General features: G+C 63.8%; 16 protein-coding genes. 2 read left to right on the plus strand and 14 right to left on the minus strand.

What is annotated here, in order from left to right:
• Window positions 1–6: 6 nt before the first annotated feature.
• The 11 genes from BDOA9_RS17025 to BDOA9_RS38845 form a co-directional block, all read right to left on the minus strand.
• Window positions 7–204 (minus strand): hypothetical protein, encoded by a 198-nt coding sequence (locus BDOA9_RS17025; RefSeq protein ID WP_025035161.1) that lies wholly within the window; start codon window positions 202–204, stop codon window positions 7–9.
• 271 nt (window positions 205–475) lie between these two features.
• Window positions 476–1,882, minus strand: a complete 1,407-nt coding sequence (locus tag BDOA9_RS17030) for a hypothetical protein (protein ID WP_025035162.1) — start codon at window positions 1,880–1,882, stop codon at window positions 476–478.
• A gap of 508 nt (window positions 1,883–2,390) precedes the next feature.
• Window positions 2,391–3,173, minus strand: coding sequence for a fumarylacetoacetate hydrolase family protein (locus BDOA9_RS17035; RefSeq protein ID WP_082847832.1), 783 nt, complete (start codon window positions 3,171–3,173; stop codon window positions 2,391–2,393).
• Window positions 3,173–4,192 carry a 2-dehydropantoate 2-reductase gene (locus BDOA9_RS17040; protein WP_025035164.1) on the minus strand — a complete coding sequence of 340 codons (1,020 nt, stop codon included), beginning with the start codon at window positions 4,190–4,192 and terminating at the stop codon, window positions 3,173–3,175. The genes BDOA9_RS17035 and BDOA9_RS17040 overlap by 1 nt, the downstream gene beginning before the upstream one ends.
• 218 nt (window positions 4,193–4,410) lie before the next feature.
• Window positions 4,411–4,839: a CBS domain-containing protein gene (locus tag BDOA9_RS17045; protein WP_025035165.1), complete on the minus strand. Its 429-nt coding sequence runs from the start codon at window positions 4,837–4,839 to the stop codon at window positions 4,411–4,413.
• Window positions 4,840–5,013: 174 nt separating this feature from the next.
• A complete protein-coding gene (oxlT, locus tag BDOA9_RS17050) occupies window positions 5,014–6,336 on the minus strand; it encodes an oxalate/formate MFS antiporter (protein WP_025035166.1) in 1,323 nt (440 codons plus the stop codon).
• A gap of 240 nt (window positions 6,337–6,576) precedes the next feature.
• Window positions 6,577–7,866: an oxalate/formate MFS antiporter gene (oxlT, locus tag BDOA9_RS17055; RefSeq protein ID WP_025035167.1), complete on the minus strand. Its 1,290-nt coding sequence runs from the start codon at window positions 7,864–7,866 to the stop codon at window positions 6,577–6,579.
• A gap of 403 nt (window positions 7,867–8,269) precedes the next feature.
• Complete coding sequence (locus tag BDOA9_RS17060; RefSeq protein ID WP_025035168.1) at window positions 8,270–9,769, minus strand: tripartite tricarboxylate transporter permease; 1,500 nt, start codon at window positions 9,767–9,769, stop codon at window positions 8,270–8,272.
• Between the two features lie 58 nt (window positions 9,770–9,827).
• A complete protein-coding gene (locus tag BDOA9_RS17065; RefSeq protein ID WP_025035169.1) occupies window positions 9,828–10,325 on the minus strand; it encodes a tripartite tricarboxylate transporter TctB family protein in 498 nt (165 codons plus the stop codon).
• Window positions 10,326–10,411: 86 nt separating this feature from the next.
• Window positions 10,412–11,416, minus strand: coding sequence for a Bug family tripartite tricarboxylate transporter substrate binding protein (locus tag BDOA9_RS17070; RefSeq protein WP_025035170.1), 1,005 nt, complete (start codon window positions 11,414–11,416; stop codon window positions 10,412–10,414).
• A 465-nt stretch (window positions 11,417–11,881) separates the two neighbouring features.
• Window positions 11,882–12,019, minus strand: coding sequence for a hypothetical protein (locus BDOA9_RS38845; protein WP_192859574.1), 138 nt, complete (start codon window positions 12,017–12,019; stop codon window positions 11,882–11,884).
• A gap of 289 nt (window positions 12,020–12,308) precedes the next feature.
• On the opposite strand from BDOA9_RS38845, the gene BDOA9_RS17075 reads away from it, so the two are divergent.
• Both BDOA9_RS17075 and BDOA9_RS17080 read left to right on the plus strand, forming a co-directional pair.
• The gene (locus BDOA9_RS17075; protein WP_025035171.1) at window positions 12,309–13,622 is read left to right on the plus strand and encodes an Hsp70 family protein; all 1,314 of its coding nucleotides are present in this window, start codon (window positions 12,309–12,311) and stop codon (window positions 13,620–13,622) included.
• 239 nt (window positions 13,623–13,861) lie between these two features.
• A complete protein-coding gene (locus tag BDOA9_RS17080) occupies window positions 13,862–14,734 on the plus strand; it encodes an outer membrane protein (protein WP_192859575.1) in 873 nt (290 codons plus the stop codon).
• Between the two features lie 81 nt (window positions 14,735–14,815).
• Here BDOA9_RS17080 and BDOA9_RS17085 read toward each other — a convergent pair whose 3' ends face one another.
• From BDOA9_RS17085 to BDOA9_RS17095, 3 genes are all read right to left on the minus strand, one after another.
• Window positions 14,816–15,241 (minus strand): c-type cytochrome, encoded by a 426-nt coding sequence (locus tag BDOA9_RS17085; protein WP_244521485.1) that lies wholly within the window; start codon window positions 15,239–15,241, stop codon window positions 14,816–14,818.
• Between the two features lie 219 nt (window positions 15,242–15,460).
• Entirely contained in the window at window positions 15,461–15,904 is a 444-nt protein-coding gene (locus BDOA9_RS17090) for an SRPBCC family protein (protein WP_025035174.1), read from the minus strand.
• A 186-nt stretch (window positions 15,905–16,090) separates the two neighbouring features.
• A complete protein-coding gene (locus BDOA9_RS17095; protein WP_063174958.1) occupies window positions 16,091–17,158 on the minus strand; it encodes a SphA family protein in 1,068 nt (355 codons plus the stop codon).
• Window positions 17,159–17,470 lie beyond the last annotated feature (312 nt).

Here is a 17,470-nt window from a genome sequence, read left to right on the forward strand (position 1 = left end):
TGCGCGTCAGTAGCGCGCGGCGACCGGGCCCGGCGCCTTGCCGATCGGGGCTTTTCCAACCGGGCTCTTGCCAATCGGCATCTTGCCGATCGGTGCCTGCTCGGCCGGATAGGCCGGCACGGGCTGGCGGCGTGGCAGATCCGCAGCGTTCGCGGCCGTCGCAAGAGCAAGCGTGGCACCCAGAGCAAATACAATCTTCTTCACAGCGATACCCCTAGAAGGTTGGTCCAAACACAGTCGTGCCGCGCCCCCAGACACGCCTCCCAAAAGGGCGACCGAATGCGTCCAAGTTGCGGCGCGCACGGGACATGTTGGCGGCATTGCTCGGGCGCGCGCAGATGTGATGTGTCTGGATGTTTCGGAGCCACGACCAACGCTGCGGCCGGTAGGATGGGTAGAGCGCAGCGAAACCCATCGGCTTTATTGTGGAAGAGCGATGATGGGTTTCGCTGCGCTCTACCCATCCTACGAAGAGTCACCCGATCCGGTTGAGGCTGTTCCGGATCGTCGCGAAGATGCCACCGATGTCCTTGCGAAGTGCATCGAGCGCGTTGAAGTTCTCGAAGACGCGGGCGAGGCGGTCTTCGACTTCGCGCTTGCTCCTGGTCAGCATGTCGAGACGCGAGGCCAGTGTCACGCCGGCGCTCGCCTCGATTTCGCCGACAGTTTTTTCCAGGAGATCGCGGGTGGCGCCGACCTCGGCGATCATGGCCTCGATGCCGAACACCGGCGCGGTGAGCGGAATGAGGTCGGCTTGCGACTTCGACAGCTCGGCCTTGAAGGCGTTCAGCGTCGCCAGCGTCGCCTGCAGCGCGCCGAGGCGCTGGCGCGACTGGAGCACGAAAACGTTCAGCGCGTTCTGGTGGTCGGCCAGCGTCTTGCCGTCCGCATCCGTCTCGACATCGGCGAGCGCGCGCTCGAGCTGGGCCTGGCGCTGGCCGAGCTCCTCCAGATCGAGCCGGATGCCTTTCAAGACGTTGAAATTGTCGTCGATGCGGGCGAGGCGCTGCTCGATCTCGCTCTTGTTCTTCGACAGCGTCTCGACGCGGCTGCCGAGCGGCGCTTCGCCGCCAGTCTCGAGCTCGTCGATGCTTTTTTCGAGGCGGTCATGGCTGAGGCTGAGCTCGCCGATCAGGGCATTGATACCGGCGTCGTTTGATCGGAGCGGCGCCAGCTCGGCGTGGGATTTCGCCAGATCCTCCCTGTACTGGTTGAGGGTTGCGAACGTGTCCTGGACAGCGCTCACCCGCGTCAGCAGCGCCGACACGTCGCGTGCGATGTCCTTCAGACGGTCGGCGAGGTTGTTCCTGCGGTCGTCGGTCTCGAGGTCGTGCAGGGCGCGTTCGAGCTGGTTCTGGCGGTCGCGTATCTCGGTGAAGACCGGCTCGACCGCACGGCGCTGGTCGGCGACCTTGCCGACCATCTCGCGCAGCTCCTGCTGGCGGCGGCGGATTTCGGCGAGCTGGTCGTGCATGTCGGCGGATTCGTTGCGGCCTTGCTGGAGCAGGGCGCGCCGCTCTGTCTCGCCCAGCTTGTCGTGGAGGGCGGAAACCGCTTCCCGAGGATCGCTCTCGATCAAATGCTGGACGGTGGCATCGAGGTGGTTCTGCAGGGCGTGTGCGACCACGACGTCCTCGCGGGTCCTCCTGAGGCGGTCGCGGAGCGTCCTCAGGCTGCGGTCCTGCCGTGAGAGCTGCCAGGCGGAGCCGGCGATCAGGGCCAGGATAAGGACAGGGATGGCGCCGGTGGCGATGCGCTGTGGCGCGGACAGGCCCGCGAACCAGGCGGGCAGGTGGGCGATCTCGTAACCGAGCGCCTGCTGGGCAAAGACTGCGATGACGGCGAGCAGGACGACCCAGGCAACCAGGAAAAACAGCCACATCGTGAATTCCTCACGCCGGCGCACTCCTGTGTTGCTATTGAAGAGCGGAACCGAGATCAAGAGGCCGCGGCGACCCGGGACGTCTGTGACCAGACGATCCACAGCCGGGTTGAGCCCGGGCGTGCGGGGAGGATGCCGGTTTTTCCCGAAGATTCGGTTTGGCGCTGACCGGGGCGCGCGTCCCTGTGCCGGCCCGCTCGCACCCGGGCCAGCCGCCAGCCAGGACAAACCCACGTGTCCTGAAGCTATAAGTGTCCTGGAGCTATACGTGTCCTGACGCTATTGCTTCCCGAGCAAGTTCGACCGGATCCTGTCGGCGAACCAGACCACGAAGATCGCGCCGAACGAGAGAGCGAAGTACAGCACCGTCCACAGAAGTGCGTTGCCGGCATTGGTCATTTGCGTCCTCCCTTGCATCAGACATCAATTTTTGCGGGGGAGAGTAGCCTTGGCCGCGACGTCCGCTTTGCGTCAGATCAATCTTGCTGCGCCGCGGCGGCGGGAAAGTTTACAGTCGAAACTCGTTGGTCAGCTCGCCGATGCCGTCGATCGCGACAGTCACCGTGTTCACGGGCTCCTTCATCACCCCGACGCCGACCGAGGTGCCGGCCGCGATGAGGTCGCCGGGCGAGAGGGTCATGTCGTGGGAGATCCTGCTGACCAGCTCCTGCGCGCTGAAGATCATGTCCGAGATCGGGTAGTTCTGCCGCTCCGCGCCGTTGAGAATGGTGCGCACCGTGAGTTTTGCGGGATCGAGACCGGTCGCGATCACAGGGCCGAACGGGCCGTAATCGTCGATGCCCTTGGCGCGGGCCCATTGTGGAAAGGTGGGGTCGCGGGTCAGGATGTCGTTGGCGGTGATGTCGTTGACGCAGGTGTAGCCGAAGATGAAGCCGTCCGCCTCATCAGGCGAGACACGCGCGCAGGCCCTGCCGATGACGATGCCGAGCTCGCCCTCATAGGTGGTCTTGCCGTCGTAGGAAGAGGGACGGCGGATCACGGCGCCGGGTGCGGCGATGCTGGTGGTGGCCTTGAGCAGGTACAGCGGCTCCGGCGGCTCGGGCTGGTTCAGCTTGGCCGCGAGCGCGTGGAAATTATTCCAGAGCGCGACGATCTTGCTGGGCACGCAGGGCGCAAGCAGCTCGACCTCCGAGAGCGCGAGTGTCTTGCCGGTGCTGGCGTTGCGACCGAACATGTCGCCCTCGTGCACGGTGATGCCGGAGGACGTCAGCGTGCCGAAGCCCGTCGTCCCCGCACGGCGGAAGCGCAGCCATTTGCTCACGCTCGTCATTACGCCACCGCCAGTGCGCGCGGATCGGCCGGTGTCGAGACGCCGTCATAGAGGCCGGCGATGCGGGCGCGCTGGGTCACCATGGCCAGCACCGAGTCGAGCGCGGGCGTCGGGATGCCGGTGAGCCGGCCCATCTCCTGCACCACGGTGACGAGCGGGTCGATCTCCATCGGGCGGCCGCGCTCGAGATCCTGCAGCATCGATGTCTTGTGCGCGCCGACCTTGCGCGCGCCTTCGATTCGGCGCTCGACGTCAACCCGGAACTTGACGCCGAAGCTCTCGGCGATGGCTTGCGTCTCCACCATGATCGCGCGCGACAGCGCGCGCGTGGCGGGATCGGTGCAGATCACGTCGAGCGTGGCGTGGGTCAGCGCGCTGATCGGGTTGAAGCAGACATTGCCCCAGAGTTTTAGCCAGATCTCGTCGCGGATGCGGTCGAGCACGGGCGCTTTCAGGCCGGCGGCGACGAAGAGATCGGCGAGCCGCTGCACGTCCGAGGTGATCTCGCCCGAGGGCTCGCCGAGCGGAAAGTTGTTGCCGTAGACGTGGCGGATTACGCCGGGCGCCTCGATCTCGGTCGCGGGATAGACGATGCAGCCGATGGCGCGCTCGGCCCCCAGCTCGCGCCACTGCCGGCCGCCGGGGTCGATGCTCTCCAGCGTCGCGTTCTCGTATTGGCCGCCGTGCTTGTAGAAGTACCAATAGGGAATGCCGTTGACGGCGGTGACGATGCGGGTGTGAGGCCCGAGCAGCGGCTGCATCTTCTCGATCACGCCGGTGATCGAATGCGCCTTCAGCGTGATGATGATGAAGTCCTGCACGCCGAGCTCGGTGGGATCGTCGGTGCAGCGCGGATGCACGGTGTGCTTGTCCTCGCCCGCGAGCAGCGTCAAGCCGCGCTCGCGCATGGCGGCGAGGTGTGCGCCGCGCGCGATCAGGCTGACGTCGGCGCCCGCGCGCGCGAGCTGAACTCCGAGATAGCCGCCGATCGCGCCGGCGCCGTAGATGCAGATCTTCATGAAATCCTCGCGGGACCAAGATTGGCAGTTGGGTGGATCGATCGTGACACAGGTTCGCTGCACCTCTCCCGCTTGCGGGAGAGGTCGGCGCGGAGCGCCGGGAGAGGGCTTTCTCCTCTTGGGGAATGTCTCCCAGCGGAGACAGCCCTCTCCCCAACCCTCTCCCGCAAGCGGGAGAGGGGGCGCAGCTTCTCCGTGGCTAGGAGTACGTGTCGCCTTTACGCCGCCGCTTGCGGTGCGCCGTTGAGCGCTTCGTCAACGGCGGCGGCGATGTCCCGCATGCTGATGACGGAGACGAGGCTGTAGTCGTCGATCACCGGCAGGTGGCGGATGTGATGACGGTTCATCAGATGCCGGACGTGCTCGATCGTGTCCGAAGAGGTGCAGGACACCAGTTGCTGCACCGAGACCAGCTGGGAGACCTTCACATTGATCGCGTTGGCGCCGTGCTCGGCGACGGCGCGCACCACGTCGCGCTCGGTGAACATGCCGACCGCGGTGTTGCCCTCGGAGCGGACCACGTCCTTGACCACCAGCGCGCTGATGTTGTTGGCGCGCATCAGCTTGGCCGCGATCCCCACCGTTTCGTTCATACGCACCGTGACAACGCGCGGCGTCTTCTTGCGCAGAATGTCTCCGACCAGCATTGCAACCTCCCTGGGTGAACGTTGAGGAAGTGTGGTATACATAATGCCAATCGTCAAGCGCTGGATTTGGCGGATCCGAAAAATCTTGCGACAGGAGTGCTGACGTTTGCCGCGCGACAAAAGGAAAGGGCGCATCGCTGCGCCCCTTCCTGGCCCTGCAGTACCTGTGACGGGTTACGCCGTTTCGGTCTTGGCGCTGCCGGTCGCGCTGCTGGCGCTCTCGGCCTCCGTGCCGAGGATGAAGGCGCGGCGCAGCGGCTTGATCACGAACAGCGCCATCAGCGCCGCCGTGGCGTTCAACGCCACCGCGACCACGAACACGGCCTTCCAGCCATAGGCGGTGGAGATCACGCTCGCGAGCGGAACGAGCAGGGAGGCCGTGCCCTTGGCGGTGTAGAGCATGCCGTTGTTGGTGGTTGCGAATTTCGCGCCGAAGGTGTCGCCGCAGGTCGCGGGGAACAGCGAGTAGATCTCGCCGAACACGCCGAAATAGACCGCGGTCGCGAGCACGAACACGACAGGCACCTGGCCATAGGCCGAGAGCGTCAGGAGCATCACCGCCGCCGTGCCGAAGGCGATGAACATGGTGGGCTCGCGGCCGATCGTGTCGGAGACAAAGCCGAACAAGGGGCGGCCGAAGCCGTCGAAGATGCGGTCGAGCGAGATCGCGAAGGTCAACGCCGCCATCTTGAAGCCGGCAAGGGTGACCGGCGTGTCGGCGATCTTGAAGTCATGCGCGATCGGAGCGATCTGCGCCGCCGTCATCAGCCCACCCGAGGCGACCATGACGAAAACCAGATACATCACCCAGAAAACAGGGGTCCGCAGCACTTGCGGCGGAGTGAAGTCGATCCTGGTCTGCGGCAGGTTGAGCTGCTTCTTCTTCGGCGGGATCGAGATCCGCGGCGGCTGGATGAAGAAGGCGAGCACGAACACGATCAGGCCCTGGCCGATGCCGAAGGTCAGGAACGCGTGCTGGTAGCCGCTCGCGACGATCATGCTCGCGATCGGAACGACGGTGAGTGCGGCGCCCGCGCCGAAACCGGCCGCGGTCGCGCCCGCGGCAAGACCACGGCGGTCGGGAAACCATTTCAGCGCGTTGCCGACGCAGGTGCCGTACACCGCGCCTGCGCCCATGCCACCGATGATCGCGGCCGCGTAGAGCAGGGTGAGGCTGTCGGCGTATGAGTTGAGAATCCACGAGAGTGCGATCATCGCGCCGCCGAACATGATCACGATGCGCGGGCCGTATTTGTCGACGAACCACGCTTCCACCGGCACCAGCCAGGTCTCGGTGACGACGAAGACGGTGAAGGCGAGCTGGATCGCGGCGCGGCCCCAATGATGGGCGGCGTCGATCGGGTCGACGAACAGCGTCCAGCCGTATTGCAGATTGGCGATCATCGCCATGCAGACGATGCCCATCGCGAGCTGGAGCCAGCGGAAACCTGTGCGAAGCGGCGCGGCGGTGACGGCGCCATCGGGGTTGGAAATCATCGAAACCTCCCAACGCCTGATTTGCTGTGACACAGGATCGCAAGATGACCTGATGTCGCAAATATTGTGGTTTATCGTCGCAGGCGCCAACCGGAGATTGGTATACGATATTCCAGATTGCAAGCCCAAACTTTTCAACAATGCGCGGGTTCCGCCTTGAGCGAGCGCGATGATCCTTCGCGCCAAACGAAAACGCCCGGCCGCGAGGCCGGGCGTCGTCTTGGTACGCTGGTGGGGCGATCAGACCGTCGATTTCGCGACCACGACCTTGCGCCAGGGTTTGAGCACCGCGATCGCCAGCAGCGAGGCCAGGATGTTGGCGCCGGCGGCGATGATGAATACGGCGTCCCAGGTGCCCGACGATTGCTGCATGTAGTTGGCGATCGGCACCAGCAGCGCGGCGGTGCCCTTCGCGGTGTAGAGCAGGCCGGCATTGGTGGTCGCGAACTTGGCGCCGAACGTGTCGGTGCAGGTCGAGGGGAACAGCGAATAGATCTCACCCCAGGCGAAGAACACGAAGCCGGAGAGCAGCACGAACCAGACCGGATCGTGCCCCCAGAGGTAGAGCATCCAGATGCCGAAGCCTTCCATGCCGAAGGCGATGAACATCGTGTTCTCGCGGCCGATCATGTCGGAGATCCAGCCGAAGAACGGACGCGTCAGGCCGTTGAGCACGCGGTCGATCGTGGCCGCGAAGGTCACCGCCGTCATCGTCACCGCCATCAGCGTGACCGGGACATTGTCGACCTTCCAGTCGGCTGCGATCGGCTTCAGGTTCGCCGTCACCATCAAGCCGCCGGCGCCGACGATCACGAACATGAAGTACATCAGCCAGAAGATCGGCTGACGCAGAACCTCGGTCGGCTGATAGTTGCGCCGGGTCTGCAGCAGATTGGCATTCGCCACCACGTGCGGCACCTGGCCCGCCTTCGGCGCGAGCAGGAAGAAGGCGAGGATGCAGATGATGATGCCCTGTCCGAGGCCGAAATAGAGGAAAGTGGTCTGGAATCCGCTGTCCTTGATCATGGCCTGGATCGGCGCGACGGTCAGCGCAGAGCCTGCACCGAAGCCGGCCGCCGTGATGCCGGCCGCAAGGCCGCGCTTGTCCGGAAACCATTTCAGCGCGTTGCCGACGCAGGTGCCGTAGACGCCGCCGGCGCCGATGCCGGCGATGATCATGCCGAGATAGTAGCCGTTGAGCGTGGTGGCCTGCGCGTTGATTGCCCAGCCGATGGCGCAGAGCACGCCGCCGACCAGCACGACGATGCGCGGACCGTATTTGTCGACGAACCATCCCTCGACCGGCACCAGCCAGGTCTCGAACAGGACGAACAGCGTGAAGGCCCATTGGATCGAGGCGCGATCCCAGCCGAACGTCTTCTGGATGTCAGGGACGAAGAACGTCCAGCCGTATTGGTAGTTGGCGATCATCACCATCGCGCCCACGCCGATGGCCAATTGCGCCCAGCGATAAGCATCGCTCACACGTGCGACACCAGGGGCCGCAGCAGACTGCACCATGTCCGTCATTAAAAACCCTCCCGAACGCGCCGATCATTTTTAAGCATGCGCTGGCGCGCAGCCTGGTATGCAATATGCCAAGATTCAAGCGCGGACTGGAGGGTGCGGCGAAATAGCGCGGGCCTTCCACATGCGCCATGGACGCCAGATTGTAAAGCCTCAATCGCTCTCGCTGTGCCGGCGATGAGCGAGGCCCGTACGGGTTCATGATGCTGATTTTAAATATGTTTTCTGTTCTGCGGCGTGGCCGCGGGCATCCTGGAGAACGCCGCACGCTTAAGGATTTTCTGCGCGTGCCCTGCTCGCGCCCGCCGGCGCGTGCACCGGTCGGTGACCATGCGATTACTGGAATTCTATATTCCAGAAGTCCGGCCTGCGGCAATCTGGCGTCGGCACCTGCGCAGATCCCGTCTCACGCCATCGACGTTCGGAGCCGGCTGTAGCCTTCCTGGATCGCGGACCAGAACAGGGCGACCAGGCCGAGCGCCATGATGGTGCTGACGAGGCCGTTGGAGAAGAACACCCCGAGCGAGCCTTGCGATCCCAGCAGCGACTGGCGGAAGGCTTCCTCGGCCTTGTCGCCGAGCACGATGGCCAGCACCAGCGGCGCGAGCGGGTAATTGCATTTCTTCAGGAGATAGCCCAGCACGCCGAACACCAGCATCAGCATCACGTCGAAGGTGCTGTTGTGCACCGAATAGGCGCCGATGGCGCAGAGCACCAGGATCAGCGGCGCGATGATGCCGAACGGCACGCGCAGGATCGCGGCGAACAGCGGCACGCAGGTGAGCACGACGATGAGGCCGGCGAGATTGCCGAGATACATCGAGGCGATCAGGCCCCAGACGAATTCCTTCTGCTCGACGAACAGCATCGGTCCGGGCTGCAGGCCCCAGATCAACAATCCGCCGAGCAGCACCGCGGCAGTCGGCGAACCCGGCACGCCGAGCGACAGCATCGGCAGCAGCGCCGAGGTGCCGGCGGCATGCGCGGCCGTCTCCGGTGCGATCACGCCCTCGATCTCGCCCTTGCCGAAATTGTTGCCGCGCCGCGCCAGGCGCTTGGCGATGCCGTAGCTCATGAAGGAGGCCGGCGTCGCACCGGCGGGCGTGACGCCCATCCAGCAGCCGATCAGGCAGGAGCGCAGCGAGGTCATCCAATAGGCGGGCAGCTCGCGCCAGGTCTGCAGCACGACGCGAAGGTTGATGCTGGCATTGCCGCCGCGGAAGGCGAGGCCTTCCTCCATGGTCAGCAGGATCTCGCCGATGCCGAACAGGCCGATCACGGCGATCAGGAAGTCGAAGCCGTTGAGCAGCTCGGTGACGCCGAAGGTCAGCCGCAATTGTCCCGTGATCGAATCGAGGCCGACGGCCGCGAGCGCAAAGCCCATCATCATCGCCGCGATGGTCTTGAACGGCGGCTCCTTGCTGAGGCCGACGAAGGAGCAGAAGGCGAGGAAGTACACCGCGAATTTTTCCGCCGGCCCAAATCGCAACGCGAAGCCGGCGACCAGCGGCGCCACCAGCGTGATCATGATGACGGCAAACAGCGCGCCGACGAAGGAGGAGGTGAAGGCAGCGGTCAGGGCTTCGCCGGGCTTGCCCTGCTGCGCCATCGGATAACCGTCGAAGGTGGTCGCCACCGACCATGGCTCGCCGGGAATGTTGAACAGGATCGAGGTGATGGCGCCGCCGAACAATGCGCCCCAATAGATGCAGGACAGCATGATGATCGCCGACGTCGGCGGCATGCTGAAGGTCAGTGGAAGCAGGATCGCGACGCCGTTGGCGCCGCCTAACCCCGGCAGCACGCCGATGATGACCCCGAGCGTGATGCCGATCACCATCAGCATGATGTTGTAGGGCTGCAGGGCGACCGCGAAGCCGTGAAACAGATTGGCCAACTCTTCCATGTCAAGACGTCCTGCAGCAGCAATTGAACGAATGCGTGGCCCTCACAGGCCAAGCCTTTCACAAGCCGAGCCATTCCTCGAGCGGCCCCTTGGGCAGCGGGACCAGGAACCAGCGCTCGAACACGAGATAGGTCACGACCGGCATGCCGACCGCCACCGCGACGACGGTGAGCCAGCGATAGCCGCCGAGCCAGCGCATGAACCAGGCGATGAACACCATCGAGCCGACGTAAAGCCCGATGAGCGGCATCGAGCCGACATAGATCGCGGTCGGCACGACGACGCTCATGACCTGGCGCAGCTGCCCCCATTCCGCGAACAGCCGGCCATCGTCGTCGCGCTGCGCGTGCCAGAGGTTGATGGCGCTCGCACCGACGATGGCGGCGCCGATGTAAAACGGAAAGAAGCCGGCGCGCGGCCCCTCCGCGCCCCAGTTGATGCCGGCTTTCAGGCTGCCGAAGATCACGATGACGCCGAACACGCCGATCAGCAGCGCCATGCCGATTTCCAGCGTCTTGTGCGCGGGGCCTGCGTCGGATCTGGATCTTTCAGTCATGGGACCTCCAGGCGGACATGCAGTCATCCACGGTCGCAGCCGGCCCGAGGACGCGCAGCGCCCTCGGCCGTCATCGATGCCGTGGCTCAATTCGATGCGAGGAAGCCGGCTTCCTTCATCAGGCCTTCGTGGCGCTTCTCCTCCGCCTCGACCCATTTGGCGTAGTCGGCACCGGTCAGGAAGGTCGCGTTGAAGGCGCCGCTCTTCATGAACTCCTGCCATTCCGGCGTGGCGCGGACCTTCTTGAAAAGCTCGACGTAATATTCGACCTGGTCCTTGGTGGCCTTGGGCGACATGAAGATGCCGCGCAGCATGAGGTATTCCATGGCGAGGCCCTGCGACTTGCAGGTCGGAATGTCCTTCCAGGCCTTGCCGTCGGCGATCGGCTCGTCATAGGCCATCGGCTGGGCGTCGAACACGCAGAGCGGACGGAGCTTGCCGCCGCGCCATTGCGCGACCGCCTCGATCGGATTGTTGACGGTCGAATCGATGTGGTTGCCGACGAGCTGGACGGCGACTTCGCCGCCGCCCTTGTAGGGGATGTAGGTGAACTTCGCCTCGATCGCCTTCTCGAGGCCGACCGTGATGATCTGGTCTTCCTGCTTGGAGCCGGTGCCGCCCATCTTGAACGTGCCGCTTGGGGCCTTCTTCGCCGCGTCGACGTAGTCCTTGACGGTGGCGTACGGCTTCTCGGCGTTGACCCAGAGCACGAACTCGTCGAGCGCCAGCATCGCCACCGGCGTCAGATCCTTCCAGTTGAAGGGGATGCCCGTCGCCAGCGGCGTCGTGAACAGGTTCGACAGCGTGATGATGATCTTGTGCGGATTGCCCGACGAGGTCTTCACGTCGAGGAAGCCTTCGCCGCCCGCACCGCCTGCCTTGTTGATGACGACCAGCGGCTGCTTCATCAGATTGTGCTTGGTGACGATGCCCTGGATGGTGCGCGCCATCTGATCGGCGCCGCCGCCGGTGCCTGCGGGCACGATGAACTCCACCGGACGAACCGGCTCCCAGGCGGCCCGGCTTGCGGTGCTGCTGGCGCACGATATCGCAATTGCCGCCAAAGCGACATTCAGAACGAATGGCTTCATCTGTTTCTCTCCCTGTCGAACCCTCAACGCAGCCGCTCTTTGTCGGCTTGCGTAGCCCATCTCGAGTCACATGCCTCGGGTTTACCCTTGCGGTCCAGTACCCATGGCAGTCCCGATAGAAACTCTATGAGCAGGGATAACGCGCGGCATCCGCTTCTTTCGGCTAAGGCTCGCCAAGGGCGCGGCAAACATGCCTCTCAGCCTTCCGTCCTGCGTTACGCTTCCCCGTCCTTACACTCTCAAATCGTGCAACCGTTCTTGATTGAATGGATGGTATGCGAAATGCCAGTAGACAAACAATCGGAATCGTCGGTTGTCCTCGGCGGACCAATCGTCGCAGTTCGCTCGCCCCGCGAGGGGAGAGCTGCAAAACAGAAATGGCCCCGTCGGGCGGGGCCATTTGGTCAAGCAATGCGTCTTCGGCTGTCTGCCATCGCCCGTTCAGTGAGGGCAGCGCAGACCTTCTTACAGGCCGAAGCGCGGCAAGTCCCCGTTGCGATTGGAGATTTCGGCGCTTGCCATCAGCAGACCGTCGAGCGCGGCCAGCAGGCGGGCGAACAGCGAGGAGGACGGCGCGAGGGCAACGGAAGCGATCTTGGACATCGGAAATCCCTTTCTTGAGAACAGGCAGTCTTGCTGTCTCATGTCGAAGGACAATTTATGTATACCAGATGCCACTGTCCATCCGCTTGTTTGCATAGCAGCATGCGATCTCTCGCATTGCAGCATAATGCCGGGTTAACGGACCATCCTTTCCGCCCCTGATGGCGCGAAACGGGGGATAATTATTCGGGTCAGGTCCCGGCCGCACCGCAACGGGGAAGGCCTTGGCAGGCCCACTCAAAGCGGCTAGTGGTCCGCCCCCTTATCCGATCAACAGTCAGAGTGGTTCATGTCGAGCGCCTCGCCCGCCGTCTCGATCGGCATCGATTTTGGGACCAGCAATACGGTCGTTGCGCTGGCGGCGGACGACCGCCGGGTCGAGGCCATTCGCTTCGACCATGGCGGGCAGCGCCACAGCGTCTACGTGTCGGCGCTGTGCTTCTGGGAGGACCGGCCGGGCGCCGGCGCCCAGGCCGAGGGCGGGCCATGGGCGATCGAGCAGTTCCTCGAAGGACGCCACGTCTATCGCTTCCTGCAATCGTTCAAGACATTTGCGGCGAGCTCGAGCTTCAACACCACGCAAGTCTTCCGCCAACGCTACAAGTTCGAGGACATTCTGGCGGCGTTCCTGCGCACGCTGGCGCGCCATGGCGGGGACAGGTTCGGCTTCGACGCCGCGAACATCACCGTCGGCCGCCCGGTGCGCTTTGCCGGCGGCAATCCCGACGAGGCGCTGGCGATGCAGCGCTACCGCGCCGCGTTCGAGCGCCTGGGCGCGGGCCACGCGCGCTATGTCTACGAGCCCGTGGGCGCGGCGTTCTCGTTTGCCCGCAGGCTGGAGCGCGATGCCACCGTGCTGGTGGCCGATTTCGGCGGCGGCACCAGCGATTTCTCCGTGATGCGTTTCTCGCGCGCGGGCGGCGTCCTTCGCGCCGAGCCGCTCGGCCATGCCGGCATCGGCGTTGCCGGCGACACCTTCGATTATCGCATCGTCGACCACATCGTGTCGCCGCGGCTCGGCAAGGGCTCCAGCTTCCGCTCGTTCGACAAGGTTCTGCCCGTCCCCAGCGGCCATTACACCAACCTCGCGCGCTGGCATCAGCTGGCGATGATGAAGAGCAACGGCGATCTGCGCGAGCTCCGCGAGCTCCAGCGTACCGCGCTGAAGCCGGAGCTGCTCGAGGATTTCATCACCATCGTCGATCTCGACCTCGGCTTTGCGCTGTACCGCGCGGTCTCCGACGCCAAGGTCGCGCTCTCGGCGCAGGACGAGGTGGACTTCCGCTTCAGGGGCGGCGGCGTCGACATCGGCGCGGCGATCACGCGGAAGAAATTCGAATCCTGGATTGCCGACGACATCGCCCGGCTGGGTGCCACCGTCGACAAGGTGCTGGCCGAGGCCCGTATCGCCTCGCGCGAGGTGGAGAAGGTGTTTTTGACCGGCGGCACCTCGTTCGTGCCCGCGGTCCGAAAATTGTTCGCCGACCGCTTCGGCAACGAACGGCTGATGTCCGGCGACCAGTTCGAGTCGATCGCCTATGGCCTGGCTCTGATCGGGCACAGTCCGGGGCCCGACCGCTGGACGGCGGGCGAGGGGCTCTAAGGCATGATCCGGAAAAGTGTGAAGCGGTTTTCCGAAAAGATCATGCTCAAACAATAACCTAAAGCGCGATGACGATTCATCCTGATCGCATCGCGCTTTAATCGAGGGCGGGCGCCCGGTCCCAACGGTCCGGCTGCCGCCTCAATCAAGGTCGGGTCTTTTTCGGGGCTCCGTGTTCCCGCCGCAACAGCGTTTCCGGGCAATCAGTGGTAGTGCTGTTGGCAACGGGGGACGAGGTCGTGATCAAGGCAATTGCTGCGGGCATTTCCGGCTTAAGCTTGCTTGTTTCAGTTCCGGTGGGGGCGGCCGACCTGGTCGCGAAGGCGCCGATCGCCGCGCCTCCAACCTGGACCGGCTTTTATGTCGGCGGTCAGATTGGTGGCGCGTGGGCCAATCGTGATGTCACCTACGCAGCGAACGATGGGGCCGCAGCGGCGGTGGTGAGCGGAGGGTTTGTCTTTGCAGGAACCCAACCGATTTCTCCAAACAGCTTCAATATGAGCGGCGTCGTCGGCGGGATCGACGCGGGTTATAATTGGCAGATCCAACGGGGTTGGTTGCTGGGAATCGAAGCCGATCTCAACGGTTCGGGTTTGAAGGGTTCGGGGAGCAGCACGTCCTTCATTCAGCAACTGCCGGGCTTGACCTTCACCCAGACCGTCGCCGAACAGCAAAAGGTCGAGTGGTATGGCACCTTGCGCGGCCGAATCGGATGGTTGCCGCGTGCCGACGTCTTGCTGTTCGCGACCGGCGGTCTTGCCTATGGAAAGGTTACGAGCAGCGGCGACTACTCCACCAACGGTCCGTTCGCTGCGCCCTTCGGCGCCGCGGTCGGCGGCGTGTCGCTCCAATGTACGACGAACTCGACGTGCTTCGCCGGCTCATCGTCATCGATCCGTACCGGCTGGACGGCCGGTGCCGGAGGCGAGTGGATGTTCTCGCGCAACTGGACCGCCAAGCTTGAATACCAGTACGTCAATCTTGGCGGCGACGGTCTCCGCCTCACCGCAAACGCGGTCGTGTCGGCGGCAGACACGCCGGCGTCGTTCAATGCCAATTCCGCGCGTGTCGACTTTCACGTCGTGCGCGCAGGTGTGAACTTTCATTTCTGATCTGCTGTCGAACAGCCTGCTTCCTCGGAGTCGGCTCGATCACGAGGCCGCCGACACCTGCGGCCTTTCGCGGTTCGACCGCTATTTCTGCTGAATTCGGTTCAGGTAGTCGATCACCGCGAGAATCCGGGTCCGCACGACGACCTCCGGGTTCTGCTGCGGCCCGGCCTTTTGCCAGTAATAGGAATCGACGGCGTGAGGGAGGCTGACGATGGGGTTGAACCGCTCGCCCCAGATCGGCATTTCGCGGGTGCCGTGCGCCGGGACCGATTTCGACCCGTATATGGTTTCGTAGACGGCGTTGGTGGGAAACACCCCGTTGTTGGTCTTGGCCAACAGGGTCAGGTCGGAAGGCCGGGTCTTGAGCTGGCTGCCGACGGGACCATTGCCCCTTGCATCGGCGCCATGACAGCTCGCGCAGGAAGACTGAAATTCCGCCTTGCCGATATCGACGTCTTCGCCCTTGGCGGCGGTGGCGAAACCGGCGGCAAGACCGGCAAGGATCAACCATTCGACAGCAGATCGCATCATTTCGCCTCCGACGCGCGCAGGGAAGACTTCTGCTCCTACCGCATTGTCCTTCCGACGGCTTGACGCACATCAAGGCCGCACACGCGGGTGCCGTGGGTGGGCAATGGCGCAGAGCACCGTGCCCACCGTCTTCCAAGGTCGAGAGAGCATCGGCGGGCGCTGGGCTTTGCCCACCCGACAATCCCGATCTGGTCGCTACTGGTTGATCTCCGGCTCGACGAGCTTTGCCAGATTGCGCAGCGATTCCTGCCAGCCGAGATAACAGGCTTCCGGCGGGATGATGTCGGGGATGCCGGCCTGCGTGATGTCGATCTCGGTGCCGACCGAAACCTTCTTCAGCGTCACGGTCACTTCGATCAGACCCGGCAGATTGGGATCGTCGAACTTGTCGGTGTAGCGGAGGCGCTCGCCGGGCACGAGCTCGACGAACTCGCCGCCGAACGAATGGCTGTTGCCCGTGGTGAAATTCCGGAACGACATCTTGAACGTGCCGCCGACCTTGGGCTCGAAATGATGCACGGTGCAGGTGAAGCCGTTCGGCGGAAGCCATTTCGCCATCGCATCGGCTTCCAGGAACGCGCGGTAGACCTTCTCCGGGCTGGTGGCGAGAACGCGGTGCAGGCGGACGGTATTGGGCATGGTTGTTATCCTCAGTGTTGATGGGCCCGAGTTCGGCGTCTATGGCCCATTCATGTCACGAGGACGACGGGCAAGCCGCCGATCCGACACGCGCTTGCTGATTTTTTGTCGGGAACGCCGGCGGCAGATGGTCTGGCCCGAGCGGCTAGACAGAAGCTACGCCAAGGGCCTCATCGTGAACGCCCGTCACTTGGTGATGACGTGCTTCGTCGGCGTCACCGCGGGCGGCGGTGCCGCCGGCGAAATCACGAACGTCACCCACGCGTTCCAGCCCTCGGGACGGTTTTCGGCGGCAAATTCCTTGTAGCCCTTGAAATTCAGGTAGCCCTGCTTGTCGCCGACCGGGAAGATGAACCCGATCTGCGGGCCGATCCCGCCCACCCGCGAGCGGAAGCAGCCGACGCGATCGCCGGATCCGCTGTCGCAGCCGAGCTGCTGGTAGAGATAGCCGACGAGACCCACCTGCACCTGCTTGCTCAGGAACTGGGACGCGCCCCAGTCGAAGTGCATGTCCACGCCACTCTGATACTGCGTATCGGTGTTCTTGAAATTGTAGGTGAAGCCGAGCACGCCGGACAGCTCATGTCCGGTCTGCGGATTGAAATAGGTGTAGCCGCCTCCCGCGTCGATCGCACCATGTCCAAGCCCGATATTGGCGAGCCGGTTCGACTGGTAAGCGCCGACCGGGATGTCACCCATGACGTAGGTCATGTAGTTGTTGACCCCGGCATTCCAGCGCAGCGCGAATTGCGGGATCACATCACCGAAGCCGCTGATGGAATCGCTGATGGAATCAGTGCGCGCGAAAGGAATCGAAACCCCACCCGGCAGTGCAAGTGTGCCTGTCACGGATCCATCGAGCGAAGTGGTATTGGCGCCGTAGATCCCGATCAGGCTGGCCGAAGCCTGACCGCCCAGGACAGGCGTTGCAAAGACATAGGTCGCATTCAAAAGGCCAAGGTCCACGCTTGCATTGACGTTCGCGCTCACCGTGGCGGTCAAGTTTGCAGGGATACGGCCGATCTGGATTTCGCGCGCTCGCGCCACGTCACCGCCGGCGGACACCGAGGTGTGATAGTAGACCGCGGCGGCGGTCCAGCCCGGTTGCTGAGGTGTGGCAGCGAGGCTGCCGAAGATGCCCGGGATCCAGAAGCTGATGCCGCTTTCGTCGGCCACGGACTTGGTCGGTATTGATGCCAAGATTGCTACCAAGGCCGCAATTGCAATAGCGGCAAAAGCTTTCGCCAATCGCATGATGTCTCCTCCCGAACCACGAGCTTCGCTCAGTGGGAGCGCCTGAAATGTTGCTGATCATATGACCCGGTCGGGCGGGCTTGCCATAGCTGCCGAAGAGCCGGGAATACTTTGCAATCAGGTGTAGCAAGACAACAACAATGCAGCGTCATGATACCAGCGCGCTGGAGACGGAGTTGCGGGAATTTACGGAAGAACGCCACGCCTCTGTCTGCAATATCCCCGCTTCTGATCCGTTCTCTTGATCCGTTGATCCATATCAATCCCTTTTGCTGGTCGCCGGAAAATGATGGTGCCTCATTTGAAGGCGAG

The organism is Bradyrhizobium sp. DOA9 (genome assembly GCF_000617845.2).
Lineage (GTDB): Bacteria > Pseudomonadota > Alphaproteobacteria > Rhizobiales > Xanthobacteraceae > Bradyrhizobium.